At 69.9% G+C, this 25,493-nt stretch carries 22 protein-coding genes, 2 tRNA genes and 1 riboswitch; of the genes, 8 read left to right on the plus strand and 16 right to left on the minus strand.

What is annotated here, in order from left to right:
- Positions 1-49 precede the first annotated feature (49 nt).
- The 5 genes from ABD164_RS11710 (at position 50) to ABD164_RS11730 (ending at position 2,572) form a co-directional block, all read left to right on the plus strand.
- Positions 50-122, plus strand: a tRNA-Arg gene (locus tag ABD164_RS11710).
- A gap of 53 nt (positions 123-175) precedes the next feature.
- Complete coding sequence (orn, locus tag ABD164_RS11715) at positions 176-796, plus strand: oligoribonuclease (RefSeq protein ID WP_344296336.1); 621 nt, start codon at positions 176-178, stop codon at positions 794-796.
- A 43-nt stretch (positions 797-839) separates the two neighbouring features.
- Positions 840-915 (plus strand) — tRNA-His (locus ABD164_RS11720).
- Between the two features lie 22 nt (positions 916-937).
- Positions 938-1,285 carry a metallopeptidase family protein gene (locus tag ABD164_RS11725; protein ID WP_344296337.1) on the plus strand — a complete coding sequence of 116 codons (348 nt, stop codon included), beginning with the start codon at positions 938-940 and terminating at the stop codon, positions 1,283-1,285.
- Positions 1,286-1,309: 24 nt separating this feature from the next.
- Positions 1,310-2,572 (plus strand): serine hydrolase family protein, encoded by a 1,263-nt coding sequence (locus tag ABD164_RS11730; RefSeq protein WP_344296339.1) that lies wholly within the window; start codon positions 1,310-1,312, stop codon positions 2,570-2,572.
- Between the two features lie 62 nt (positions 2,573-2,634).
- Here ABD164_RS11730 and ABD164_RS11735 read toward each other — a convergent pair whose 3' ends face one another.
- The 8 genes from ABD164_RS11735 to ABD164_RS11770 form a co-directional block, all read right to left on the minus strand.
- Positions 2,635-2,895: a hypothetical protein gene (locus ABD164_RS11735; protein WP_344296341.1), complete on the minus strand. Its 261-nt coding sequence runs from the start codon at positions 2,893-2,895 to the stop codon at positions 2,635-2,637.
- 97 nt (positions 2,896-2,992) lie between these two features.
- Positions 2,993-3,556, minus strand: coding sequence for an AAA family ATPase (locus ABD164_RS11740; protein ID WP_344296343.1), 564 nt, complete (start codon positions 3,554-3,556; stop codon positions 2,993-2,995).
- The gene (locus tag ABD164_RS11745) at positions 3,543-4,322 is read right to left on the minus strand and encodes an energy-coupling factor transporter transmembrane component T family protein (RefSeq protein WP_344296345.1); all 780 of its coding nucleotides are present in this window, start codon (positions 4,320-4,322) and stop codon (positions 3,543-3,545) included. Before ABD164_RS11745 ends, ABD164_RS11740 begins: the two co-directional genes overlap by 14 nt.
- Positions 4,319-5,845, minus strand: a complete 1,527-nt coding sequence (locus ABD164_RS11750; RefSeq protein WP_344296346.1) for an ABC transporter ATP-binding protein — start codon at positions 5,843-5,845, stop codon at positions 4,319-4,321. Before ABD164_RS11750 ends, ABD164_RS11745 begins: the two co-directional genes overlap by 4 nt.
- A gap of 1 nt (position 5,846) precedes the next feature.
- Positions 5,847-6,476, minus strand: coding sequence for an ECF transporter S component (locus tag ABD164_RS11755; protein ID WP_344296348.1), 630 nt, complete (start codon positions 6,474-6,476; stop codon positions 5,847-5,849).
- A 38-nt stretch (positions 6,477-6,514) separates the two neighbouring features.
- A riboswitch (TPP riboswitch) is annotated at positions 6,515-6,625 on the minus strand.
- 54 nt (positions 6,626-6,679) lie between these two features.
- On the minus strand, positions 6,680-7,036 hold the full coding sequence (locus tag ABD164_RS11760; RefSeq protein WP_344296349.1) for a hypothetical protein: 357 nt from the start codon (positions 7,034-7,036) through the stop codon (positions 6,680-6,682).
- Positions 7,037-7,066: 30 nt separating this feature from the next.
- Complete coding sequence (locus ABD164_RS11765) at positions 7,067-8,407, minus strand: DNA polymerase IV (protein ID WP_344296350.1); 1,341 nt, start codon at positions 8,405-8,407, stop codon at positions 7,067-7,069.
- Between the two features lie 50 nt (positions 8,408-8,457).
- Entirely contained in the window at positions 8,458-9,099 is a 642-nt protein-coding gene (locus ABD164_RS11770) for a hypothetical protein (RefSeq protein ID WP_344296352.1), read from the minus strand.
- A gap of 181 nt (positions 9,100-9,280) precedes the next feature.
- Between ABD164_RS11770 and ABD164_RS11775 the strand changes: the two genes are divergently transcribed.
- Entirely contained in the window at positions 9,281-10,579 is a 1,299-nt protein-coding gene (locus ABD164_RS11775; RefSeq protein ID WP_344296353.1) for an acyltransferase family protein, read from the plus strand.
- A 58-nt stretch (positions 10,580-10,637) separates the two neighbouring features.
- On the opposite strand, the gene gatB is transcribed toward ABD164_RS11775, so the two are convergent.
- The 7 genes from gatB to ABD164_RS11810 form a co-directional block, all read right to left on the minus strand.
- Complete coding sequence (gatB, locus tag ABD164_RS11780; protein ID WP_344296355.1) at positions 10,638-12,152, minus strand: Asp-tRNA(Asn)/Glu-tRNA(Gln) amidotransferase subunit GatB; 1,515 nt, start codon at positions 12,150-12,152, stop codon at positions 10,638-10,640.
- Complete coding sequence (gatA, locus tag ABD164_RS11785) at positions 12,152-13,687, minus strand: Asp-tRNA(Asn)/Glu-tRNA(Gln) amidotransferase subunit GatA (protein ID WP_344296357.1); 1,536 nt, start codon at positions 13,685-13,687, stop codon at positions 12,152-12,154. The genes gatB and gatA overlap by 1 nt, the downstream gene beginning before the upstream one ends.
- Positions 13,684-13,986, minus strand: coding sequence for an Asp-tRNA(Asn)/Glu-tRNA(Gln) amidotransferase subunit GatC (gatC, locus tag ABD164_RS11790; RefSeq protein WP_344296359.1), 303 nt, complete (start codon positions 13,984-13,986; stop codon positions 13,684-13,686). Before gatC ends, gatA begins: the two co-directional genes overlap by 4 nt.
- Before the next feature lie 96 nt (positions 13,987-14,082).
- Positions 14,083-16,368, minus strand: coding sequence for an NAD-dependent DNA ligase LigA (gene ligA / locus ABD164_RS11795; protein WP_344296360.1), 2,286 nt, complete (start codon positions 16,366-16,368; stop codon positions 14,083-14,085).
- A gap of 68 nt (positions 16,369-16,436) precedes the next feature.
- Positions 16,437-17,168, minus strand: a complete 732-nt coding sequence (locus tag ABD164_RS11800) for a hypothetical protein (RefSeq protein WP_344296361.1) — start codon at positions 17,166-17,168, stop codon at positions 16,437-16,439.
- A 96-nt stretch (positions 17,169-17,264) separates the two neighbouring features.
- A complete protein-coding gene (gene mnmA, locus ABD164_RS11805) occupies positions 17,265-18,371 on the minus strand; it encodes a tRNA 2-thiouridine(34) synthase MnmA (protein ID WP_344296363.1) in 1,107 nt (368 codons plus the stop codon).
- Positions 18,372-18,575: 204 nt separating this feature from the next.
- Positions 18,576-19,790, minus strand: a complete 1,215-nt coding sequence (locus ABD164_RS11810; RefSeq protein WP_344296364.1) for a cysteine desulfurase family protein — start codon at positions 19,788-19,790, stop codon at positions 18,576-18,578.
- A gap of 19 nt (positions 19,791-19,809) precedes the next feature.
- Between ABD164_RS11810 and glgX the strand changes: the two genes are divergently transcribed.
- Together glgX and ybaK are read left to right on the plus strand one after the other, a co-directional pair.
- Entirely contained in the window at positions 19,810-21,891 is a 2,082-nt protein-coding gene (gene glgX / locus ABD164_RS11815; RefSeq protein ID WP_344296366.1) for a glycogen debranching protein GlgX, read from the plus strand.
- On the plus strand, positions 21,888-22,397 hold the full coding sequence (ybaK, locus tag ABD164_RS11820; protein ID WP_344296368.1) for a Cys-tRNA(Pro) deacylase: 510 nt from the start codon (positions 21,888-21,890) through the stop codon (positions 22,395-22,397). Before glgX ends, ybaK begins: the two co-directional genes overlap by 4 nt.
- Positions 22,398-22,540: 143 nt before the next feature.
- Here ybaK and glgP read toward each other — a convergent pair whose 3' ends face one another.
- The gene (gene glgP / locus ABD164_RS11825) at positions 22,541-25,117 is read right to left on the minus strand and encodes an alpha-glucan family phosphorylase (RefSeq protein ID WP_344296370.1); all 2,577 of its coding nucleotides are present in this window, start codon (positions 25,115-25,117) and stop codon (positions 22,541-22,543) included.
- Between the last annotated feature and the right edge of the window lie 376 nt (positions 25,118-25,493).

Here is a 25,493-nt window from a genome sequence, read left to right on the forward strand (position 1 = left end):
GATCAGCGTGCGGTGGCTATGCTGTCTGATGCACGTTCCATCGTCGCCCCCCCCCGTAGCTCAGTGGACAGAGCAGGTGGTTTCTACCCACTTGGTCGGGAGTTCGAATCTCTCCGGGGGGACGTCCGTGCTCGGCTCGGCGGTCGGTGTCGGCGCCCCCCGCTAGACTCGCCGCATGGCTTCCTCGAGTGACCGACTGGTCTGGATCGACTGTGAGATGACCGGGCTCGACCTCGAGGTCGACGAGCTCGTCGAGATCGCGGTCATCATCACCGACTACGACCTGACGCCCGTCGACGCGGGGCTCAGCATCGTCATCAAGCCCGACGCGAGCGCGCTCGAGTCAATGGGCGAGTTCGTACGAGCGATGCACACCGAGTCGGGCCTCATCGAAGAGATCCCCAACGGAGTGAGCGTTGCCGACGCCGAGTACCAGGTGCTCGAGTACGTCCTGAAGCACGTCCCCGCAGAGCAGAAGGCCCCGCTCGCGGGCAACTCCATCGGCACCGACCGCGCATTCCTCACGAAATACATGCCGCGCCTCGACGCACACCTGCACTATCGCAACGTCGACGTGTCATCGATCAAAGAGCTCGCGAAGCGCTGGTACCCGCGTGCATACTTCAACGCACCGGCGAAGAACGGCGGGCACCGCGCCCTCGCCGACATCCTCGAGTCGATCCGTGAACTGCACTACTACCGGCGCGCAGTGTTCGTCGCCGACCCCGGCCCGTCGAGCCAAGACCTGCAGACGCTCGCGGCGTCGGTCGTGCACGAGTTCTCCTCCAAGGTGTAGTAGTCTCTTGTAGTTGCCAGATCGCCTCGGCGGTCGACACATGGTGGGTATAGCTCAGTCGGTAGAGCGCCTGGTTGTGGTCCAGGAGGTCGCGGGTTCAAGCCCCGTTACTCACCCCAATGCCCCGGATCGGAGCAGGCCGTGCACCTCGACGCCGAAGCCTTTGAAGCACTGGTCGTCGATGAACTCGACCGATTGCCCGATGACATGGTCGACGGACTCGAGAACGTCGTGTTCGTGGTCGAGGATCGCCCTGAAGACGGCTCGCTCGACACGCTCGGCCTCTACGAGGGATGGGCGCTCACCGAACGCGACCGGTACGGCTTCGGCGAGATGCCCGACCGCATCATCCTGTTCCGCGAACCGCTGCTCGCCATCTGCGACGACGAAGGCCAGTTGCGCGATGAGATCCACGTGACCCTCGTGCACGAGATCGCGCACTTCTACGGCATCGACGACGACCGGCTGCACGAGCTGGGCTGGGCCTGAGCCAGACCGGGTTACCCTGAGTCCATGAATCTGCGCCCCGGCCGCATCATCGGCATCACCCTCGGGGCAGTGGCGATCCTCGCCGTCGGCGTGTACGGCCCGGCAATGCTCCTCGGCCCGCTCCCCGAACCGTCGGTGCACCTCGCGACGACCTCGGCCGAGACATCCGAAGCGGGCGCCGCGGCGCCCATCGTGCTGCCCGACGAAGGCGCGAGCGCGCTCGCCCTCGTGTCCGAAGACGGCAGCGCCGCAGCTCTCGCGGCCGCCGGTGACTCCGACGCAGTGCCGATCGGCGGTGCGGTGAAGCTGGTGACGGTGCTCGCGACGCTCGAGTCCCTACCGCTGCCCGCCGACGGTGATGGCCCCGGACTGCGGATCGGCCCCGCCGACTACACCGACTACCTGCGATATGAGGCCGAGGGGTCGCGCACCCTGCAGGTCTCGCCCGGCGATACCTGGTCAGAGCGCGACGTCGTTCGCGCCGTGCTGCTCGCCTCCAGCAACAACCACGCCGACACGCTCGTGCGTTGGGCATACGGCAGCGTCGACGCGTACGTCACGGCCGCGAACGAGTGGCTCGCCGAGCAGGGCTTCACGGCGACCCGTGTCGCCGATGCGACGGGACTGTCGGGAGACAACGTCGGCACGCCCGAAGAGCTCACCCGGCTCGCGGCGCTCGTGCTCGCAGATCCAGAACTCGCGGCGATCTATGAGGCTCCCGACTCCAACACGTTCGGCGCCCGCAACGTTCCCGATGTCGTCGACCGGCTCGGCGACGAGGGAATCCGCGCGATCGCACGCAGCTACACCGATGAGGCGGGCGTCAGCTTCATCTACACGACGACCGTGACCGCGGCCGAGGGCGACGAGCCCCATCGCGTCATCGGCGCACTGACGCTCATGCCCGATTACGAAACACTCGATGCCGCCGTCGTGCAGACCACGCAGTCGGTGTCGGCCGCGGCGCAGCCGATCAGCGTCATCACGGCGGGCACGAGTTACGGCAGCGTCGAATCGGCGTGGGGCGACACCGCCGAGCTGATTGCGACCGCCGACCGAACCGATGCCGCGTGGGGCAGCGATCCGGGCGAGGTGTCGGTCACCGTCGAGCGGTTCACCACGGCGCCGGCCGGGCGCGTGGTGGGCCGCGTCGCGGTCACGACGGCCGACGGCGACCTCACGTCGGAACTCGAACTCTCGAGTGGCATCGGCGATCCGGGACCGCTGTGGCGCCTCGTGAACCCGGCCGCGCTCATCAGCGCCTTCGTCGCAGGCCAATCGAGCTGACGACACCGACGCACCGTGCGCTCGAGTCGCCTACCTCGTGGTGAGCGCCCGGGCCTGCTCCATCAGTCGTTGTTGTCCTCGTCGAACTCGACGGGATCGGAATCACCCGCGTCGAATCGGAACCGCACGCGAAGCTGGCCGTTCACGTGATGCTGGTCGACCGCGTCGTACCAGAAGAGCGACTCGAGCCCGTCGACTGCGGCAACCATGCCCACACGCGTCTCGGGCTTGCCCGAGACGAGGGCGCGGTGCTCGAAGTCGCCCTCGAGCGGACCGTCGATGAACTCCGCGACGTACTGCACGCCTGCCGTATCTCCACTCATGTCACTACCGTAGTCCTCGCGGCCCTACGGTGGCAGGGACACGCGAGTCGAACGGCAGCTCGTCGCGGCACGTGCCGAGGCATGAGGCGGCCGCCGATCAGATGTCGACGGCGCGCACCCTGATGGCGTCGACGAGCACCGGCCTGGTACGGCGCACATGCCGACGCCATTGCCGCTCCCACATTTCCCAGTACGGGTCGAAACGCCCCTGGTCGCGGTCGAGCGCACGTTGCTTGCGAACACGATCGGATGCCTCGACCCAGACCCGCACGGCGTCGCGCGCCGCACGGCCCGCGGTGAACGCGCCGCACCCCTCGATGACGAGGGCCTGGCCGGGGCGGTTCACCTCGGGGTTGCCGGCGCGATCGGCCGCCCAGTCCCACCGTCGCCAGCGGCCGACATCGCCGCGCAGCAACGACGGCACGAGCGTGCGGGCGAGCTGCTCACCGGCCAGGTCGAGCCCCGACCATCCGGGGTACACGTCATCGAGGCGAACAAGGGTCGGCTCGACGCCGGGCCACGCCGCGACGACCGCGTCGGCGAGTGTCGACTTGCCGGCACCGCTCGGCCCGTCGATGAGCACGATCGGTGTTCGTCGTCCGCGCACGGCCGCGATGATCGCCGCGACCGCGGGGGTCGCGACACCGTCACGACCAGACAAGGTTCCAGCTTCCGGTGAGGATCGCCGCCGACACCGACACGACCGCGATGAGGCATCCGACCGCGATCACGCACCATTCGGGCGCGCCGAACGTCGCCGTGCGCGCCCAGGTGCGCTGCACCGGAGCACCGAACCCGCGCGACTCCATCGCCGTCGCGAGCGTGCCGCCCCGGCGGATGGCGAGCACGAGCAACGCGAACGCCTGGCCGAGGCTGCGCCGCACGACACCGAGATCTGCGACGCCGCGGGCCCTGCGGGCGAGCGCCAGGTTGCGCCAGTCGTCGATCGACGATCCGACGAGCCGCAGCGCCGCAAGCGCGCCGAGCACGAAGCGCGCGGGCAACCTCAGCGTCTGGGCGAGCCCGTCGGCGAAGTCGGTGGGATCGATCGTGAGGAAGAGCACGACCGCCGGCAACGCGATGGCGATCACGCGCGTCATCGTGGCGAGCCCGATCGCGATCGATCCGTCGCTCACCTCGATGAGGCCGAACTGCCAGTACGTCGTGCCCGAGGGCTCGCCGTAGAGCACCATGCTGATGCCGGTGAGCGGCGCCGCGATCCAGACGGGCAGGGTGCGGGGCGACCACAGCAGGGGCCCGAGCCCGACGGCGGTGAAGAGGATGAGTTCGCAGAGGATCGCCACGCCCGCCGACACCGGATCGAGCGTGAGTATGAGCCCGATCGAGAGCGGAATCGTCGCCGCGACCTTCGCGACGGGATTGATCGACGCGAGCGGCAGGTCGGGGCGAACGGCGGCGATGCTCATGCCGACACACCCCCGCCGTTCGAGCGACCGCGCACCGGGGCGTCGGTCAACGCGGCACCGCCGGCGAGCGCGAGCCCGAATCGCGAGTCGGCGACCGCGTCGATGAACGTGTCATCGTGCGTCACGGCGATGATGCCGACGCCCTCGTCGCGCAGGTCGGTGATGAGGCGCGCGAGCTCACGCCAGGTGTTGGCGTCCTGCCCGAACGTGGGCTCGTCGAGCACGAGCATGCGCGGTCGCGTCACGAGCACCGTGCCGACCGAGAGCCGGCGTTTCTCGCCGCCCGAGAGAGTGAACGGGTTCGCCGCGGTGAGCGCTTCGAGCCGCAGCGACGAGAGCAGCGGTTCGATGCGTTCGCGCCGCTCGGCCGGAGACATCTTGAGCGCGCGCGGCCCGACCTCGAGCTCTGCGAGCACCGATCCGGTCAGGAATTGGTGCTCGGGATGCTGGAACACGGTGCCGATGCGGGTGAGCAGGTCTCGGGAGCGCCACCGCCACGGCTCGGTTCCGCGGGCGCCCGCCATCGGCGCCCCGGGTTCGAGGCGTCCGCCTTCGGGTCGCAGCAGACCCGCCATCGTGAGCGCGAGGGTCGACTTGCCCGCTCCGTTGGGCCCGGTGATCGCGGTGATGCAGCCCGAGTCGACGCGCAGGTCGATGCCGCGCTGCACCGGCACACCGGGCACTCGGGCGACATCGAGCCGATGCGCGGTCATCAGCGGCTCGGAACCCCGGGCCGTCGAGGGATCGGCCCGCCACGGGACATCCGACGGCAGCCAGACCCCCGCCGCACGAAGGGGTGCCGCCTGCTCGACCAGCACGTCGTCGGGACGGCCGTCGGCGATGAGCCCGCCCTGCCCGAGCACGACGACCCGGTCGACGACCGGCAGCCACACCGAAACGCGGTGCTCGATGACGACGAGCGTCGCTCCGGTCTCGTCGGCGATCCGGGCCACGGCGTCGCGCACCTCGTGCACCCCATCGGGATCGAGGTTCGCCGTCGGCTCGTCGAGCAGGATGAGCCCGGGACGCATCGCGAGCACACCGGCGAGGGCCAGCCGCTGCCGCTGGCCGCCCGACAGCGCCGCCGTCGAGTGATCGAGCGGCAGCGCCAGCCCGACGGCGTCGAGTGCCGCGCCGACACGCGCCCAGATCTCGTCGGCGGGGACGCCGAGGTTCTCGAGCCCGAACGCGACGTCGTCGCCGACGCGCGCCATGACGATCTGTGAATCGGGATCTTGCAGGACGAGGCCCGAACGCCCCCGCACGGCCGAAGGCCGACGACCGTCGATGGTGAGTTCGCCCAACGACTCGCCCTCGTCGTCACCGCCCAGCACGCCGGCCAGCCCGTGCAACAGGGTCGACTTTCCCGCACCCGACGCGCCGAGCAGCAACACCCGCTCGCCCGGCTCGACGCGCAGGTCGAGGCCCGAGACGGCGGGCGCGCGCCGGCCCCCGTGCCGCCACCCCCAGCTGCGCGCCTCGATCGACGCGGGTGCAGGGGCGGCGATCGTGCCGCCCCGCACGTCAGACCGCCTGCAGCTCGCGCCCCGCAGCGAACCGGCCGAGCGCGCCGGCGCGGGCGAGTCCGCGCATCGCGAGCCACGACAATCCGCCCGCGATGAGCGCACCGCCGACGACCGCCGACAGGGTGTAGATCGTGGCGAACGCCGGTGCTGCGCCCGCGTACCAGAGAATCAGGTCGTTGATGGCCATGCCCAGGCCCGCCGCCGCTCCGGCGAGCAGTGCCACCGGGAACCGCCAGTAGCGGTAGAGGAAGAGCGCGAAGACGAGTTCGGCGCCGAGCCCCTGCACGAGGCCGGCCTCGATGGTCAGCAGACCGCCCCACTGGCTGCCGATCAGGGCCGAGACGACCGCCGCGACGACCTCGGTGTACAGTGCGGCGCCCGGCTTGCGGATGATGAGTCCGCCGAGAACGCCGGCGATGAGCCAGACGGCCGCAGGCGCTGCCTGCAGCCCGGGAAGCAGCGCCTCGATGGGCGCTGAGATCGGCGCCCAGGCGACACCCCAGGCCCAGAAGATGACGCCGACGGCGACGCCGATGACGCTCGCGACGACGATGTCGACGACGCGCCAGCGCAGGCGCGGCGCTGGGTTCGTCGTGGCGGAACCGGATGCGGAGATGGTTGCGTGCACTGTCGTGCCCTTTCTACTCGTGGAAAGAGGCACGGGAATATGAGATGTGTTCAGCCTCCCTGCGCTGGCATTACCCAGATCAGGTTCGACGGTCGAAGGTTGAGAACCTTCCTCTCAGCCCGGCTCACCGGACTCCCGTGTTCAGGCTCGAGTATACGCCGCTGCGCCGGCGGCCGCGGCACACTGCGGCCGAGCGGCCTTCGTCAGCGCTTGAGCGCTCGGATGACCCATCGCAGCGCCTTGCCCGTGACCCACACGAGTGGGGTCGCCACGAGCAGCAGCCCGATGATGTTCGGCTCGAAGCGCACATCGCCACCGCGCCCGACATATGCGCCGAGAGGAATGGACACGCCGCCACCGCCGCCACCGCTGCCGCTGCCCTGGCCATGGATCTCTTTGCTGCCCACACCATCGCCGGTGCCGCTGCCACCGCCGAACCCGTAGTAGCCGAGTGCGACGGGCACGACCTTGGTGCCGTCGATGTCGACCGGGTCTCCGTAGGAGGTCTTGACGCCGATGCCGGCGACCGTCTGGGCGAGTTCGAGAACGAGATCAGCCATGCCCGCAACGCTACCCGGCGAGGTCGCGGGTTACCACCCCCAGCCGCGCGCGGCTGCGGCGGTGTCTTCGTCGTCGGCGGCGGTACCGTCGTGGTCGGCGGCGGCGGCGGTGCCGTTGCCGCCGGGGGCGCCCGAACGCGGCCGGCCGGCGCGGCGATCGCCGACCCGACCGACGAGCGCCGCCGGCGTGACCGCACCCCGGCCGAACTTGGCGGTCACCTCGTCGATGGTGCGCTCGGCGTCGCGCCAGTCTTCATCGGGATCCCAGAGCATAGCCCCGGTCGTCGAAACCCGCAGGTGCTCGGCACGCACGCCGATGAGCCGAACCCGCTCGCCGTCGCCGATGAGTTCGCCGAGCGCGTCGGAGGCCTCGTCGTAGATGCGCCGTGCGACATCGGTGGGTTCCGAGAGCGTACGCGACCGGGTGACCGTGCGGAAATCGCCGTAGCGCAGCTTGAGGGTCACCGTGCGGGCGACGAGGCCCGCCTTTCGCAGGCGCACGGCCACGTTGTTCGAGAGCCTCAGCAGTTCACGTCGGATCTCGACGGGGTCGACGAGGTCGTGCCCGAAGGTGTTCTCGTGGCCGATGCTCTTCTCGGTGCGCGTCGTGTGCACGTGCCGCGGGTCGATGCCGTTCGCAAGACTGCCCAGCTTCGCCGCGAGAGCGGGCCCGACCGCGCGTTCGAGGGCAGATGCCGGCATCGCCGCGACGTCGCCCACCGTGCGCAGCCCGAACCTGGCAAGCGACTCTTCGGTGACACTGCCGACCCCCCAGAGCGCCGAGACAGGCAGTGGGTGCAGGAACGTGATCGTGTCGGCAGCCGGCACGACGAGCATGCCGTCGGGTTTCGCCCGACTCGAAGCGACCTTGGCGACGTATTTGGTCGCCGCCACGCCGATGGAACACGTCAGCCCGGTCTCGTCGAGGACGCGCCTGCGGATCGTCCATGCGATTTCGGCGGGGCTGCCGTGCAGGCGACGCGCCCCCGACACGTCGAGGAAGGCCTCATCGATCGAGAGCGGTTCGACGAGCGGGGTGATCTCTTGGAAGATCTCCATCACACGCTTCGAGTAGGTCGAGTAGCTGGCGTAGTCGCCGCGCAGCACCACGGCGTTCGGGCAACGCTGCAACGCGATCGACATCGGCATCGCTGAGTTCACCCCGTACTTGCGGGCCTCATAGCTCGCCGCTGCGACGACCCCGCGCCCGGCGGTGCCGCCGACGAGCACCGGCTTGCCGCGCAGGTCGGGGCGCTTCAGCAACTCGACCGAGACGAAGAAGGCGTCCATGTCGACGTGCAGGATCGGGGTCGCCGAATCGTCGACCGGGCCGGTGGTGACCTGGCGCGACGAGCCGTCCTGCTTGCTCATGCTCGAACCCTAGCCGCTGCCACCGTCACCGGCACCACGGGCACGGGTGATCAGAACCCGAAGTCGCCGCCGCCACCGAAGTCGCCGCCGCCGCCGAAGTCGCCGAACCCGCCGAAGTCGCCGCCGCCATCGGCACCCGAGGCGTCGGCAGCACCGGCATCGGCCGAACCGGCATCACCCGACCCGGCATCGCCGCTCGTGTCGCCACCGGCTTCGAACGCGGCAGGATCGGGCAGGAACGCCTGCGCGATCGCCGAGCCGATCACGACACCGGCGATGGTGCCGAGCATCGAGCTGCCGATCATCTGCCCCATCGACGGCCCACCCTGCGTGCGGCCGCCACCCTGAGCATTCGCGCCGTTGAAGGCGCGCTCCATGCTGCCCGGCGAGCGGAGCTCCGCCCGCGTCGCGGCACGCGCGAGCGCGCTGGGCTCGTCGGAGACGAGTCGCTCCCCTGCGGGCATCTGGTCGGCGAGCGAGCGGTACACGGCCTGACGCTGCTCGGGAGTGAGTTTCGCGAACGCCTCGGTGTGCACCGCCTCGATCGACTCGGGCGGTGCCGTGCGCAGCAGGTACCGGTAGCGCTCGACGGCGAGTTCGTCGTCGCTCAGCCGTCGAGCCTGGGGAACCGGCGGTGCGGTGCGCTGGTCGCGCGAGTCGCCGCCGCCGAAGAGTCGATCCAAGAAGCCCATGATGTCCTCGTCAATCGTTCAGGGGACGACCAATCTATGGCAGCCGGCATTGAGCCCGCTGTGAACGGCCACGCGTACCGCGTCGCGGCGCTCCGCGTCGCGTTGCAGCATTCTCTCGGCGTCGCCCTTCGGTGATCGTGCCAGACTTGCAGTAGGCCAGCTTGAGCCTGTCGGAGGGGTCGTGAGCGAGTCGAGCGCATCGTATTCCGCCGCCGCCATGCTCGGTGCAACCGCACGTGACCCCGTCATGGATCTGGTCCGTGTGCTCTGCGTCGCGGTGGTGGTCGTCGGCCACATGCTGATGATCGGCGCGACTGTCATTCCAGGGCGCGGACTCGTCGTCGAGAAAACGCTACTCGAGACGAACTGGATCGGCCCGGTCACGTGGATCGCGCTGATCATGCCGCTCTTCTTCGTGGTGGGTGGTTTCGCCGGGATCGTTGCGTGGCGGCGCATGGAGGCCTCAGGCAGAACGGCGGCGGACTTCATCCGGTCCCGTATCCTCAGACTCGCTCGCCCGTCGATCGCCCTGTTCGCCGCGCTTGCGCTCGGCGTGCTGGCGATGCACCTTGCGGGTATCGATCCCGCCGTGATCCGGCTCATCGCCCTCGGCGTCTCTTCGCCGCTCTGGTTCCTGGCGGCCTACGCCTTCGCGCAGGCATACCTCCCAGGGCTCGCGATCCTCCACGCGCAGGCTCGCTGGCGGACGCTCGCGACCCTGGCAGCGGGAGCGGTGATCTTCGACGTCCTTCGAGTCGCCACCGGCATCGAGCCGCTCGGCCTCCTGAACATGACGTTCGTCTGGTTGTTCGCGCAACAGCTCGGCTTCTGGATCGCAGACGGATGGTTCGGCGCCAGATCCAGCGCCACGATCGTGGCGATCGGTCTGGGCGCATACCTGTTGCTCGCCGGTCTCGTCGGAGTCGGGTACTCCGGGAACATGCTGGACAACCTCAATCCGCCGAACTTCGCACTCGTCGCGCTCGCGGTCGGGCAGACCTGCCTCCTAGTGCTTGCGCATCCCGTGCTGGAACGTGTCGGGGCCATGCGACCTGTGCGAGTGGCCGTGGCGATCGTCGGCTCCCGCCTGATGACGATCTACCTGTGGCACGTGCCCGTGCTCGTGCTGGTCATCGGCCTGCTTCTGCTCACTCCCCTGCCGACCCCGACAGCTGGTTCCACCGAGTGGTGGCTGACCAGGCCCGTGATCTTCGTTGTCATGGCCGGCGTGCTCGCGGGGATCTCGCTCCTGCTCGGGCGGCTCGAACGCCCGTCATCCGCGCGCGGCTACCGCGCGTCGGATTGGTCGACGGGGCTCGCGGCCGGGTGCATGGTGATCCCGTCGTTCGCTGTGATCGTCTTCGGACTCGACTTCACCGTTGCGGTCGCGAGCGCGCTCGTTCTCACGGCGGCCGCGCTGCTTCTCGGTCCGCTGCCTGCGGGCAGGCGTGCGGGCGACCCGAGCCCTGTGACGCCGTAGCCGACTCCGGTCCTCCGGTGCGACGGAGGCACCGACGGCGACCGAAAGCCCGCCTTCGTCAGCCTTGGGCGCGTTCGAGCACCAGTTCGCGCACGCGCGCCGCGTCGGCCTTGCCGTGCATCGCCTTCATGACCGCGCCGATGACCGCGCCGGCTGCCTGCACCTTGCCGTCGCGGATCTTCGCGAGCACATCGGGCTGCGACGCGAGCGCCTGGTCGATGGCGGCGATGAGTGCGGCGTCGTCGGAGACCACTGCGAGACCTCGTGCGTCGACGATCTGCTGCGGCGACCCCTCGCCCGCGACGACGCCCTCGAGCACCTGCCGGGCGAGCCGGTCGGTGAGCGTGCCGGCGTCGACGAGCTTCGCGAGCTCGGCGACGTGCGTCGGAGTCACGAGGCTCGACGCATCCTGACCGGCGGCGTTCGCGAGGCGCGCGATCTCGCCCGTCCACCACTTGCGCGCCGCGGTGGGCGTGGCTCCGGCCTTCACGGACTCGTCGAGCTCGACGAGCAGGCCCGAGTTCGCGACATCCTGGAATTCGAGATCGGTGAAGCCCCACTCGGCCTTCAGCCGGCGCCGATGCGCGGCCGGAGGTTCGGGAAGGGCCGCGCGCAGCTCGTCGATCAGCTCGGCCGACGGCACGACCGGCAGCAGGTCGGGCTCGGGGAAGTAGCGGTAGTCGTCGGCGTCGGACTTCGGCCGGCCGGGGCTCGTGGTGCCGGTGTCTTCGTGCCAGTGCCGCGTCTCTTGCGTGATCGAGCCGCCCTTGGCGAGAATGTGGGCCTGCCGCTGGATCTCGTAGCGCACGGCCCGCTCGATCGAACGGAAGGAGTTGACGTTCTTCGTCTCGGTGCGGATGCCGAGCTTCTCGGCGCCCCGCGGACGCAGCGACACGTTGGCGTCGCAGCGCAGGTTGCCGCGCTCCATGCGGGCCTCTGAGATGCCGAGCGAGAGCGCGATGTCACGGATGGTCGAGACGTAGGCCTTCGCGAGCTCGGGTGCATCGGCCTCGGCGCCGAGGATCGGCTTCGTGACGATCTCGACGAGCGGCACCCCGGCGCGGTTGTAGTCGACGAGCGAGTACTCGGCGCCCTGGATGCGGCCCGTCGAACCGCCGACGTGCGTGAGCTTGCCCGCGTCTTCTTCCATGTGCGCGCGCTCGATCGGAACCTGGAACACCCGGCCGTTCGCGATCTCGACCTCGACCTGACCCTCGAAGGCGATCGGCTCGTCGTACTGCGAGATCTGGTAGTTCTTCGCGAGATCGGGGTAGAAGTAGTTCTTGCGAGCGAACCTGCTCGACGCGGCGATCGAGCAGCCGAGCGCGAGGCCGAGCGAGATCGACGAACGCACCGCCTCACCGTTGACCACCGGCAGCGATCCGGGCAGGCCGAGGCACACCGGTGACACCAGCGTGTTCGGCTCGGCGCCGTGGTAGGCCGAGTTGGCCGGGTTTGGTGCCGGCGAGAACATCTTGGTCGTGGTGTTCAGCTCGACGTGCACCTCGAGGCCGATGACCGGCTCGAAGAGCTCGAGGGCCTTGTCGAAGTCCATCAGTTCAGCGCGGGCCATCAGAGTGCGCCTTCCTCGGTCGCGGTGAGCTCGTGGGTGGAGAGATCGGGCGCGTCGGCGAGCAACGGCCCGCCCCATTCGGCCTCGAGCAGCTGCTCGAGCGCGCCGCCGACGTTGTAGAGCCGTGCGTCTTCGCGCGCCGGCGCGAGGAACTGGATGCCCACGGGCAGGCCGTCTTCGGGCGCGAGGCCCGACGGCACCGAGATACCGGGAACGCCGGCGAGGTTCGCGGGGATCGTCGCGATGTCGTTGAGGTACATCGACAGCGGGTCGGCGAGCTTCTCGCCGAACTTGAACGCCGTCGTGGGCGCCGTCGGCGAGGCGAGCACGTCGACCTTCTCGAAGGCCGCGTCGAAGTCGCGCTGCACGAGCGTGCGCACCTTCTGGGCGCTGCCGTAGTAGGCGTCGTAGTAGCCGGCCGACAGTGCGTAGGTGCCGAGGATGATGCGTCGCTTGACCTCGGGTCCGAAGCCCGCCTCGCGCGTTGCCGCCATGACCTGCTCAACCGTGCCGCCGCCGTCGGGTGTCACCCTCAGGCCGAAGCGCACCGAGTCGAACTTCGCGAGGTTCGACGATGCCTCGGCCGGCAGGATCAGGTAGTACGCCGCGATCGAGTACTCGAAGTGCGGGGCCGAGACCTCGACGATCTCGGCACCGTGCTTGGCGAGCAGGTCGAGCGACTCGTGGAACCGCTGTCGCACGCCGGCCTGGAAACCCTCGCCGTCGAGCTCTTTGATGACGCCGATGCGCAGGCCTGAGACATCGGCTCGCCTGACGGCCTCGGCCATCGACGGCCACGTCTCGGGAATGGACGTCGAGTCGTGCGGGTCGTGCCCTGCGATGACGTCGTGCAGCAGTGCCGCGTCGAGCACGGTGCGGGTGACCGGGCCGACCTGGTCGAGCGACGAGGCGAGGGCGATCGAGCCGTACCGACTCACTGCACCATAGGTGGGCTTGACGCCGACGGTGCCGGTGACGTGCGCCGGCTGGCGGATGGAGCCGCCGGTGTCGCTGCCGAGCGCGAGGGGCGCCTCGAACGCGGCGACGGACGCGGCGGAGCCGCCGCCCGAGCCGCCGGGGATGCGCTCGAGGTCCCACGGGTTGTGCGTGGGGCCGTAGGCGGAGTGCTCGGTCGACGAACCCATGGCGAACTCGTCCATGTTGGTCTTGCCGAGGGGCACGAGGCCGGCTTCGCGCACCTTCGTGACCGGGGTCGCGTCGTAGGGCGGGATCCAGCCCTCGAGGATGCGCGAGCCCGAGGTCGACGGGATGCCCTTGGTGACGAGCACGTCTTTGATCGCGATCGGCACACCCGCGAGCGGGCCGAGCGGCTCGCCTGCGGCGCGCTTGGCGTCGACCGCGGCGGCGGTCTCGAGCGCGTGCTCGCCGGCGACGTGCAGGAACGCGTGCACGGCGCCGTCGACGGCCGAAATGCGGTCGAGGTGCGCGCGGGTCGCCTCGACCGACGAGACCTCGCCCGCTGCGAGCCTGATGCCGAGCTCGGCGGCGGACAGCCGGATCAGTTCGTCGCTCACTGCTCTTCTCCCAGGATCGCCGAAACCACGAACCGGTCGCCGTCGCGCTCGGGGGCGCCCGCGAGCGCCTCGTCGACGCTCAACACGCTGGCGCCGACCACGTCGTCGCGGTACACGTTCTGCATGGGGATCGGGTGACTGGTGGGCGGCACGTCGGGCGTGGCGACCTCGCTCACCTTCTCGACCGCGTGCATGATCTGGCCGAGCTCGGTCGTCAAGTGCCCGATCTCTTCGTCGGTGAGCGCGATGCGTGCGAGGTTCGCGAGGTGTGCGACCTGCTCCGCACTGATTTCGGACATGCTGCTCCGTCGTCTCGTGGTGGGGATCAACCGATTCTATCGGGGCGCGAAGCGCGGTCGGATGCCTCGTGCCGAGGCATGCGCCAACACTGGGGCCTATTCGTCGAGTGCCGACGGCCCCTCGGTGACGAGCACCGCGAACTGCGCTGCGTCGAGCACCCGGATGCCGAGCTCTTCGGCCTTGGCGAGCTTCGAGCCCGCACCGGGACCCGCCGCCACGAAGTCGGTCTTCTTCGAGACGCTCGACGCCGACTTGCCACCGGCGGCGATGATCGCCTCTTGCGCCCCCTCGCGGGTGAAGCCGTCGAGGCTGCCGGTCGCCACCACCGTGAAACCGACGAGCAGTCCCCCGGCTTCGCCGGCGGCGCCAGGACCCGGATGACCCGGAGTCGCCCATTGCACGCCCGCAGCCGTCCACCGCTCGATGATCTCGAGATGCCAGTCGACGGCGAACCATTCGATGAGCGAGTCCGCGATGATGCCGCCGACCCCTTCGACCTCGGCAAGCTGCTCGCGCGTGGCCGCGCGGATCGCGTCGAGCGACCCGAACCAGTCGGCGAGCGCTCGCGCGGCGACCGGGCCGACGTGCCGGATGTTGAGTGCGACGAGCAGCCGCGCGAGCGGCTTCGTCTTCGCCTTGCCGAGTTCGTCGATGAGCTTCACGGCGCTCGCCGACGGCTGGGGCCCCTCGACACCCGCCCTGCGCTCGGCGGCGCTCGGCGAACGGCGGAACGGTGCCCGCACCCGAGCAGCACCCTCGTCGTCGAGCTTCGGCAGGCCGGTCTCGGTATCGCGCACGACGACCTCGATCGGCAGCAGATCGTCGATGGTGAGCTCGAACAAGCCGGCCTCGGTCACGAGCGGAGGCACCTCGGGGATCTCGGGCTGGGTGAGCGCAGCAGCAGTCACCTCGCCGAGCGCCTCGATGTCGAGACCGCCGCGGGAGCCGATGTGCTCGACCCGCCCGCGCACCTGCGCCGGGCACGACCTCGCGTTGGGGCAGCGCAGGTCGATGTCGCCCGCTTTCATCGCCCGCAGCGGAGTGCCGCACTCAGGACAGAACTCGGGCATCTGCCACTCGCGCTCTGTGCCGTCGCGCGACTGCTCGACCGCGCCGAGGATCTCGGGGATGACCTCGCCGGCCTTGCGCAACACCACGGTGTCGCCGATGAGCACGCCCTTCGCCTTGACAACCTGCTGGTTGTGCAGCGTCGCCTGACGCACGGTGGAGCCGGCGACCTTCACGGGCTCCATCACCGCGTAAGGTGTCGCCCGACCCGTGCGGCCCACGCCGACCACGATGTCGAGCAGCTTCGTGTGCACCTCTTCGGGCGGGTACTTGAAGGCGATCGCCCAGCGCGGCGCACGACTCGTGGCGCCGAGCTCGTCGTGCAGGGCGAGCTCGTCGACCTTGACGACGATACCGTCGAGTTCGTGCTCGACGTCGTGCCGATGCTCACCGCGATCGGCGATGTACTCGGCGACCTCGTCTACGGTTTCGAACACGCGCGAGTGCGGCGAGACCGGCAGACCCCAGCCGGCGAGCAGCTCGTAGATCTCTGACTGCGCCTGCACTGCCGGGTGCTGCCAGGCGCCGATGCCGTGCAGGTACAGGGCAAGACGCCCGAGCCGTTCGCGCATGAGCGAGAGCTCGAGCTCGTTCTTCTTCTCACGACGCTGCCGCAGGCTGCCCGCGGCCGTGTTGCGCGCGTTCGCGAACTCGGGGTACTTCGTGGGGATCTCGTCGATGGCGCGACCCTTCGCAAGTTGCTCGGCCTGGTACGCCGCCTGCAGCTCGTGCTGACGCTCGTTCAACGCCTGGAAATCTGCCGTGCTCAGGAACACCTCACCGCGCACCTCGAAGAATGAGGGGTAGCCCTCGCCCTCGAGTCGCCGTGGGATCGCCGGGATCAGGTCGACGTTCTCGGTGATGTTCTCGCCGATACGGCCGTCGCCGCGGGTGGTCGCGGTCTCGAGCACGCCGCTGCGATAGGCGAGGCTGATCGCCAGCCCGTCGATCTTCAGTTCGGAGAGCCAGCGCACATGGCGACCGGCCGCAGCGGCGGTTTTCGTCGCCCAGTCGCGGAACTCGTCGATGGAGAAGACGTTGTCGAGGCTCAGCATGCGCTCGGCGTGTTCGTGCTCGGGGAACCCGGCCGAGACGATCGCGGCGCCGACCTGCTGCGTCGGACTGTCTTGACCCGCGAGTTCGGGGAACGCGCGCTCGAGTGCCTCGAGCCGGTGGAAGTCGGCGTCGTACTCGGCGTCGGAGACCGGCGAATCGCCGTCGGCGTAGTACGCGAGCCGATGACGCTCGATGCGTTCGGCGAGCAGGTCGGCTTCAGCCCGTGCAGCTTCGAAATCGGTGGGGATGTCGCTCACACCGCAATCCTAGGAGGCACCCCCGTCACCCGCCGTGAGCCGACCGGTCGTCGTGGCCGGTGGCGCCGCTACCCCTCGAGCCCGAACCGATCGACGCGGCGGTGGTATCGAACCCCGATGACACCGCCGAGCATGGCGCCGCCCAGGGTCGCGACGGCGACGAGCACGGCGGCGGTGATGAGCGCGATCGTCATCACGCCGTCGGCGACCGGGAGTCGCGGGAAAGCGTCGGCGTAGCCGAGGACGTCGTTCTGCATCCCGAGGAGCACGCTCATGATCGCAGCCGCGATCGCGACGACGAGCGCCCACCCCCAGACGGCGAGGCCCTGCACGATGCCGTTGAATCGGGCCATTCGCCCGGCGACGTAGCCGCCGCAGTAGAACGCTGCGAACAAGAGCAGCATCAGTGCACCGACACCGGTCCAGGTCACCGTGTCGGCATCGAGTGGGATGTCGCTCGCCATTGCCCGCGGGCTCTGCGTCACGTCGAAGCCGAGCGCGACGGCCACGATAGCGATCACCCCGGTGACGATCATGACGACGCCCACGGCGATCAGCCACCCGAAGAATGCAGAGCCGATCTTCACGCCGCCGAATCGCTGCCGCTGGCGCTCGACGACCTCGTCGGCGGTGAGCAGGTCGGCATCGACGACGTCGTTCCACGAGTCGGGCAGCCGCTCGGTGGTCGCCACCGGGAGCGTCGTCGGGGCCGTGTCGAGGTTGCGGAACGGCGTATCCGGATCTTCGTTCGGGTCGGCGGTGTATCGGTTCGGATCGATAGAGTCACGTGGGTAGGACACGGAGTCTCCTCATCATCATTCAGCGCTCGGGTAGCGCCGTGGCGAATCTACGCGAAGCCGGTCACCGAGGCGAGGCCGCGCCACGCGATCGATCGGTCAGGCCTCGACAGGAACGGCACTCACCGTGCGGTCGATCGTGAACTGGCCGAGCACGCGGGTGCCGACGTAGATGACAGCGGTCTGCCCCGGCGCGACGCCGTCGAGCGGATGACCCGGGGTGACGACGAGCTCGTCGCCGTCGAGCACCGCGACTGCGGGAACCGGGTCGGCGTGCGCGCGGATCTGCACGTCGCAGTCGAACGCCGACGTCGGGTCGGCGGGCGGCAGTCCGGCCCACGAGAAGCGCGACCCGGCGATGAGCCCGACCGCCAGCGCCTCTTTGGGGCCGACGACGACGGTGTTCTCTTTGGGCCGCACCTCGAGCACGAATCGCGGCTTGCCGTCGGCGGCCGGTGTGCCGAGGCGCATGCCGCGCCGCTGGCCGACGGTGTAGGCGTGCGCACCCTCGTGCGACCCGACGACGGCGCCGGTGCGGTCGACGATGTCACCGTTCGCGGTGCCGACCTTCTCGGCGAGCCATCCCTTGGTGTCGCCGTCGGGAATGAAGCAGATGTCGTAGGAGTCGGGCTTCTGCGCCACGCTCAGCCCTCGGCGCGCGGCCTCTTCGCGTACGAGCGCCTTCGACGGGGTGTCTCCGAGCGGAAAGTAGGCGTGCGCGAGCTGCTCGGCCGTGAGCACCCCCAGCACGTAGCTCTGGTCTTTGGCTTCGGCGCTCGCCCGGTGCAGTTCGCGGTGGCCGTCGGCGTCTTCGACGATTTTCGCGTAGTGCCCGGTGGCGACGGCGTCGAACCCGAGCGCGAGCGCCTTCTCGAGCAGGGCGGCGAACTTGATGCGCTCGTTGCAGCGCATGCAGGGGTTCGGGGTGCGGCCGGCCGAGTACTCGGCGATGAAGTCGTCGACGACGTCGGCCTTGAACCGCTCTGAGAAGTCCCACACGTAGTAGGGAATGCCGAGCACGTTCGCAGCCCGCTGCGCGTCCATCGAGTCTTCGATGGTGCAGCAGCCGCGGCTGCCCGTGCGCAGGGTGCCGGCGTTGCGGCTGAGCGCGAGATGCACCCCGACCACCTCGTGGCCGGCCTCGACGGCGCGCGCAGCCGCAACGGCGCTGTCGACGCCGCCGCTCATCGCTGCGAGAACCTTCACGTGTTCCAGTGTAGACAGCGCACCCTGAGCGGATGCCCGGGAAGGCGCAGCACGTTCCAACACCCCGCGAGCGGCATCGAGTGGGCAGAGATCGCGGTTCTCCGCACCACGAAGGACGATCTCTGCCCACTCGATCCCCCGATCGCGGTGACGACGCAACAGGGGAACGAGCCAGCCCGACGAGCGGATGCCCCGGGGCCGGGGTCAGCGGTCGAACGAGGTGGCGCGGGCGGCGAGCCCGGCACGGGCGGCCTGCGCGTGCGCGGCGGGCAGCGCGGCGAGGAACGCGTCGATGTCGGCGTCGGTCGATGTGTGCCCGATCGTGATGCGCAGGGCGCCGCGGGCGTCGGCCTCGGTGCGGCCCATGGCCATGAGCACGTGCGAGGGCTCGGGCACCCCGGCCTGGCAGGCCGAGCCGGTCGACACGGCGACACCGGCCGCGTCGAGCAGGAACAGCAGCGAGTCGCCTTCGCACCCGGGGAACGAGAAGTGCACATTGCCGGGCAGCCGACCCGCCGGCGTCGGGTCGCCCGACAATCGCGCTGACGGCACCGCCGCGAGCGCACCCGCGATGAGGCGGTCGCGCAGTGCGGCCATGCGGGGCGCGTCGTCGTCGAGACGCGCGGCGACCACACGTGCCGCCGCGGCGAACGAGGCCGCCGCCGCGACGTCTTGCGTGCCCGAGCGCACCTTGCGCTGCTGCCCGCCGCCGTGGATCAGCGGCTCGACGGCCGCCGAGCGGTCGAGCACGAGCGCACCGATGCCGGCGGGCCCGCCGATCTTGTGCGCCGAGGCGCTGAGGGCTACGAGACCGGCGCCGCGCGGGGCATCCGTCATTCGTCGCAGGCGGTGGAAATCGATCTGCAGCTGCCCGTAGGCCGAGATCGCGTCGACGTGCAGCGGCACGCCGGCTCGCGCGGCGAGCCGGGCGACCTGCTCGACCGGTTGGATGGTGCCGACCTCGTTGTTGGCCCACAGCATGGTGACGAGGGCGACGGACGACCCATCGCCGAGCGCCGACTCGAGGGCGTCGAGCCGCACGCGCCCGACCTCGTCGACCGCGATCTCGTCGACGACGGCACCCTCGTGCTGCGCGAGCCACTCGACGGTGTCGAGGGTGGCATGGTGCTCACCCGCCGGCAGGAGGATGCGTCGGCGCGAGGGCGTCTGCCGCTGCCACCAGATGCCCTTGATCGCGAGGTTGACGGCCTCGGTGCCGTTGCCGGTGAGGATCACCTCGATGCCGTCGGCGCCGAGGGTCGCCGCGATCTGCTCGCGCGACTCCTCGAGCAGGCGCTTGGCCTGCTGGCCCGCGCTGTGGATCGATGAGGGATTGCCGACGACCGAAAGGGCAGCAGTGAGCGCCTCGATGGCTTCGGGCAGCATCGGGGTCGTGGCGGCGTGGTCGAGGTAGACCATGTGTCCTACTGTAGAACGCATGTCTGCGCCCGATCCCCTGCGTGACCTCGGTGTTCGCGCCGGGGCCGACGGCGGCGAGATCCGGGTCTGGTCCGAGCATGCGACATCCGTCGATCTCGTGGTCTTCGACGCAGACGACCTCGACTGGGCTACCGAACGCACCCCGCTGACGCGTGACGAGCACGGCGTGTGGAGCGGGGCTTCGGCGTCACTCACGACGGGTGCGCACTACGGGCTCCGGGTCGACGGGCCGGCCGGATTCGACCACGCGTTCAACCCCGTGCACTCGCTGCTCGACCCCTATGCCAAGGGTCTGGCACGGGCCGACGACGGCTCGTGGCGCGGCGTCGCGCTCGCGTCGCTCACCGAGTCGGGCTTCGACTGGGGCGGCGTCGGCAAGCCGCGCACGCCGCTCGACCACTCGGTCATCTACGAGGCGCACCTGCGCGGCTTCTCGAAGCTCAACACCGCGATTCCCGAGCCACTGCGCGGCACGTATGCGGGCCTCGCGCACGACGCCTCGCTCGAGTACCTCACGGGGCTCGGCGTCACGACGGTCGAGCTGCTGCCCGTGCACGCCTTCGTCTCGGAAGAGCGGCTCGTGCGGCAGGGCAAGCTCAACTACTGGGGCTACAACACGCTCGCGTTCTTCGCAGCCCACGCGCCGTACGCCTCGGCCGCGGCGCAGGCCGAGGGCGCCTCGGCCGTGCGGCGTGAGTTCGCCGGCATGGTGAGGCGACTGCACGAGGCGGGGCTCGAGGTCATCCTCGACGTCGTCTACAACCACACCGCCGAAGAGGGCCGGCAGGGCCCGACCTACTCGTTCCGCGGCATCGACAACGCGGCCTACTACCGCCATGACGCGCACGGGCGCTACGTCGACACCACCGGATGCGGCAACTCGCTCGACTTCGGGCGCGAGCCCGCCCAGCGGCTCGTGCTCGACTCGATGCGGTACTTCGCCGAAGAACTGCAGGTCGACGGGTTCCGCCTCGATCTCGCCGCCACCCTCGGCCGCGACGACCACGAGCAGTTCACTCCCGAGCACCCGCTGCTGCAGGCGATGCTCGCCGACCCCGTGATCAGTGCTTCGAAGCTCATCGCCGAGCCGTGGGACGTCGGCCCCGGCGGCTGGCAGACCGGCAACTTTCCCGCCGGCTTCAGCGAGTGGAACGACCGCTACCGCGACCGCATGCGCGACTTCTGGCTGGGCGACCTGCGCCGCGAGCGTGCGAACGACCCGAACGTCAGCGGCATCGGCCGGTTCGCGACCCGCCTCGCGGGCTCATCGAACACGTTCGCACTCGAACGGGGGCCGCTCGCGAGCCTCAACTTCATCACCGCGCACGACGGCTTCACTCTCGCCGACCTCACCGCCTTCGACATGAAGCACAATCACGGCAACGGCGAGCAGAACCGCGACGGCACCGACAACAACAACTCCTACAACCATGGCGTCGAAGGCGAGGCGGCCGACCCGATGATCCGTGCGGCGCGGCGGCGCAGCATCCGCAACCTGCTCGGCACCCTGCTGCTGTCGGCCGGCGTGCCGATGCTGACCGCCGGCGACGAGTTCGGCCGCAGCCAGCGCGGCAACAACAACGCGTACTGCCATGACTCGTCGCTGACCTGGCTGGCGTGGGACGCCGATCAGCGGCCGCGCTTCGGCCCCGACCTGCTCGCAACGACCCGGCACCTCATCCGGTTGCGCACCGAGAACCCGGCGCTGCGGCCCGTGCACTTCGGGCGGCTCGGCGAGCCCACCAAGAACGCGTCGCAGATGGACTGGTTCAACGCCGAGGGCGGCACGATGACCATCGACGACTGGAACGAGCCCGGTGAGCAGACGCTCCAGTTCCTGGCGGCGTCGACGCCCGAGTTCGAGGGGTACAACCGCATCCTGCTCGTCGTGCACGCGAGCGAGTCGGCGGCCGAGGTCGTCCTCCCGTCGCACGAGGGCGTCACCGGGTACACGCTGCTGTGGGATTCGGCCGAGGAGTCGCCCGGCTACGGGCTCGGCGGCGATCACGCGCCCGGCGAGCAGGTCACGATCCAGGGACCATCGATGCGGCTGTTCCGCGTCGCCGGAACGCCGGCATGAGCAAGCGATCGGATGCCGCGTCCGCGGCGTCGGCGGCGACCCCCGCAACCCTCGCCCTCACGAGGGCCGGCATCGCATTCACGGCGCGCTCGTACGACCACGACCCGCGCGCCGCGGCCTACGGGCTCGAGGCCGCCGAGAAGCTCGGCGTCGAACCGGAGCGCGTCTTCAAGACCCTGCTCGCCGACATCGACGGTCGGCTCGTCGTCGGCATCATCCCGGTCGCCGAGAAGCTCGACCTCAAGGCGCTCGCGGCCGCGGTCGGCGGCAAGCGCGCCGAGATGGCCGACCCCGCCGTCGCGGAGCGCAAGACCGGATACGTCGTCGGCGGCATCAGCCCGATCGGGCAGAAGTCCGCGCTGCCGACGGTGCTCGACGAGTCGGCCATTCTCTGCGAGACGATCCTCGTGTCGGGTGGTCGGCGGGGCCTCGACCTCGAGCTCTCCCCCGACGACCTCATCGCCGCCACCGCGGGCCGCTACGCCCCGATCGCCCGGCCCCGCTGACCTCGCAGTCCCTCCTCCGCTCGCTGACCCGCGTTCCGAAAACAGGAAGACACGCCGCGGCGGCACCGAAAACAGGCACCACATGCGGGTTCCACCTGCCGGTGCCTGTTTTCGGGACGGAACGGGCCAGAGGGCGAGCCGGGTCAGCCCGCGACCGCGACGAGCCCGAGTTCGGCGGCCGACAAGAGCAGCGGATGACGCGGCACGGCCCGCACCGTGTAGCCGAACGCACCCGCGCGATCGAGCGTGACGGTGCCCGTGTAGAGGCGCGGGCCCGACGGGGCGGCCTCGGCCGGGGCATCCGTCACCTGAACCGGCTGCAGCGGCGCGCGACGCACCGCATCGAGGGTGTCGTCGGCGCGGCTGCGACCGTAGACGACCTCGACCGTCACGTCGTCGGCCGAGAGCCCGTCGAGTTCGACATAGGCGCGCAGCTGCAGTTGGTCGCCGACGTGCGGGCTGTCGACGCCACCCGATTCGACGTGTGCGACCTGCACGTTGGGCCACGACGTGCGCACGCGTGCAGTCCAGGCGGCGAGCGCACGGGCGTTGCGCGCACCGTCGGCGATCATCGCGGCCGCATGCTCGGCTGCGGGCCGGTAGAGCTCCTCGACGTACTGGCGCACCATGCGATCAGCACCGAGCTCGGGTGCGAGCGTCGCGAGGGTGTTGCGCACGCGCCGCACCCACTCGACCGGCACGCCGTCGCCGTCGCGCTCGTAGTACCGCGGGGCGACGTGGTGCTCGAGCAGCTCGTAGAGCGCGGCGGCCTCGAGCGCGTCGCGCTCACGGGCGTCGCCCGCGGCATCGGCCGACGGAATCACCCAGCCGTAGTCGTCACCGGCGAACTCGGCCCACCAGCCGTCGAGGATCGACAAGTTGAGCGCGCCGTTCATCGCGGCCTTCATGCCCGACGTGCCGCACGCCTCGAGCGGGCGCAGCGGGTTGTTGAGCCACACATCGCAGCCGGGATAGAGCACCTGCGCCATGCCGATGTCGTAGTCGGGAAGGAACACGATGCGATCGCGCAGCTCGGGCTGCTGGGCGAACTGCACGAGCTGCTGGATGAGCCGCTTTCCCTCGTCATCGGCCGGATGCGACTTGCCGGCGATCACGAACTGCACGGGCCGCTCGGGGTCGGTGAGGATCGCCTTGAGTCGCTCGGGATCCTGCAGCATGAGCGTGAGCCGCTTGTACGTCGGCACGCGGCGGGCGAAGCCCACGGTGAGGGTGTCGGGGTCGAGCACCTTCGAGATCCACTTGGGAGCCGCGGACCCCGAGTGCTGCTCGGTCCACGCCGCGGCGAGGCGGCTACGCGCGTCCTCGACGAGTTGCAGGCGCATGCGGCGCTTGACGTTCCAGAACTCGCCGTCGCTGAGCGCAGCGCTGCGCCAGTCGGCGTGCTCGGTGTCCCCCGTGCCGAGCGTCGATTCGGCGACACCGAGCAAGGCCGGGTCGGTCCAGGTGGGTGCGTGCACCCCGTTCGTGATCGACGTGACCGGCACGTCGTCGGCGTCGAAGCCGGGCCACAGGTCGCCGAACATGCGCCGGCTGACCTGGCCGTGCAGCTTCGAGACGCCGTTCGCGTGCCGCGCGAGACGCAGGCCCATGACGGCCATGTTGAACGCGCTCGTCGCGGGATCGGCCCCGGGCTCGACGCCGAGGGCGAGCGCGTCGGCGGGCTCGACGCCGGGAAGCAGTGAACTCGTGAGGTACCGCTCGACGAGACCGCGATCGAATCGGTCGATTCCCGCGGGCACGGGTGTGTGCGTCGTGAACACGGTGCCCGCCCGCACGAGCTGCAATGCCTCGGCGAACGTGAGGCCCTCGCCGATGTAGGTCGCGATGCGCTCGAGACCGAGGAACCCGGCATGCCCCTCGTTCATGTGGAACACGTCGGGCGCGGGCGTGCCGCTGAGCGCGGTGTACGCGCGCACGGCGCGGGCGCCGCCGATGCCGAGCAGCAGCTCTTGCAGCAGCCGGTGCTCGCCGCCGCCGCCGTACAGACGGTCGGTCACCGTGCGCAGCGCGTCGGTGTTCGTGGGGATGTCGGTGTCGAGCATCAGCAGAGTGATGCGCCCGACCGAGGCCTTCCAGACGCGGGCGTGCAGGCTCGCGTCATCGGGCAGGGCGAGCGTGATCTGCACCGGCGATCCGTCGGGGTTGCGCAGCACTGACAGCGGCAGACCGTCGGGGTCGAGCACGGGATAGCGCTCCTGCTGCCAGCCATCGGGCGAGATCGACTGCGAGAAATAGCCGGCCCTGTAGAAGAGGCCGACGCCGATGAGGGGAACACCCAGATCGGATGCCGCTTTCAGGTGGTCGCCCGCGAGGATGCCGAGGCCGCCCGAATACTGCGGCAGCGCCTCGGTGATGCCGAACTCGGGCGAGAAGTACGCGATCGTAGCGGGCACCTGGGCGCCGAGCGACTGGAACCAGCGCGGCTCGGTCAGGTATTCGCGCAGTCCCGCCCGTTCGCGCTCGGCCCACTCGACGTAACCGCCGTCGGCTGCGAGCTCGTCGAGCCGCGCCGGGTCGACCTCGCCGAGGAACGCCACCGGGTCGCGCTCGCAGGTGCGCCACAGCATGGGATCGATGTGCTCGAACAGGCGACGCGTCGGCTCGTGCCACGACCAGCGCAGGTTGCCGGCGAGCTCTTCGAGGGCGCTCAGGGCACCGGGGACGACGGCACGTACGGTGAACTTGCGGATCGGCTTCACGCGCTCCACCTTATGGGCGGTGCGTGTCGAACACGTGAACGTCAGGGTTCAGGGCGAACCAGGACGGCGAACGCATCGTCTGCTGGATGATCGCGCTCCCGCTTGGGCCATGACCTCGCCGGTCTTCGAGTCGAGGAGCGGAAGCTCCGGATACAGCCCAAATCCCGTCCCGCTCGCCTCCACACTAAGACTCGTGCCGTCGGCCATAGCGACCACTTGGGCACTTGGGCACTTGGGCACTTGGGCACTTGGGCACTTGGGCACTTGGGCACTTGGGCACCCTGCTGGAGATGAGAACCCTCCCCCTACTCCCGGGCAGATCGAGATCGAGGCGACGCCCATCGGATGATTCCGCGCTGCCCTGACATGAATCCGG

This window comes from Agromyces neolithicus (assembly GCF_039529735.1).
GTDB classification, from domain to species: domain Bacteria; phylum Actinomycetota; class Actinomycetes; order Actinomycetales; family Microbacteriaceae; genus Agromyces; species Agromyces neolithicus.

Excerpts from the sequence above, each read along its gene's own strand:
- ABD164_RS11765 (WP_344296350.1), bottom strand. The coding sequence starts at position 8,407 with ATGAGCAAGCAGGACGGCTCGTCGCGCCAGGTCACCACCGGCCCGGTC.
- glgX (WP_344296366.1), top strand. The coding sequence starts at position 19,810 with ATGTCTGCGCCCGATCCCCTGCGTGACCTCGGTGTTCGCGCCGGGGCC.
- ybaK (WP_344296368.1), top strand. The coding sequence starts at position 21,888 with ATGAGCAAGCGATCGGATGCCGCGTCCGCGGCGTCGGCGGCGACCCCC.
- ABD164_RS11770 (WP_344296352.1), bottom strand. The coding sequence starts at position 9,099 with ATGGGCTTCTTGGATCGACTCTTCGGCGGCGGCGACTCGCGCGACCAG.
- ABD164_RS11735 (WP_344296341.1), bottom strand. The coding sequence starts at position 2,895 with ATGAGTGGAGATACGGCAGGCGTGCAGTACGTCGCGGAGTTCATCGAC.
- ABD164_RS11730 (WP_344296339.1), top strand. The coding sequence starts at position 1,310 with ATGAATCTGCGCCCCGGCCGCATCATCGGCATCACCCTCGGGGCAGTG.
- orn (WP_344296336.1), top strand. The coding sequence starts at position 176 with ATGGCTTCCTCGAGTGACCGACTGGTCTGGATCGACTGTGAGATGACC.
- gatB (WP_344296355.1), bottom strand. The coding sequence starts at position 12,152 with ATGGCCCGCGCTGAACTGATGGACTTCGACAAGGCCCTCGAGCTCTTC.
- ABD164_RS11745 (WP_344296345.1), bottom strand. The coding sequence starts at position 4,322 with ATGAGCATCGCCGCCGTTCGCCCCGACCTGCCGCTCGCGTCGATCAAT.
- gatC (WP_344296359.1), bottom strand. The coding sequence starts at position 13,986 with ATGTCCGAAATCAGTGCGGAGCAGGTCGCACACCTCGCGAACCTCGCA.
- ABD164_RS11760 (WP_344296349.1), bottom strand. The coding sequence starts at position 7,036 with ATGGCTGATCTCGTTCTCGAACTCGCCCAGACGGTCGCCGGCATCGGC.
- ABD164_RS11810 (WP_344296364.1), bottom strand. The coding sequence starts at position 19,790 with ATGGTCTACCTCGACCACGCCGCCACGACCCCGATGCTGCCCGAAGCC.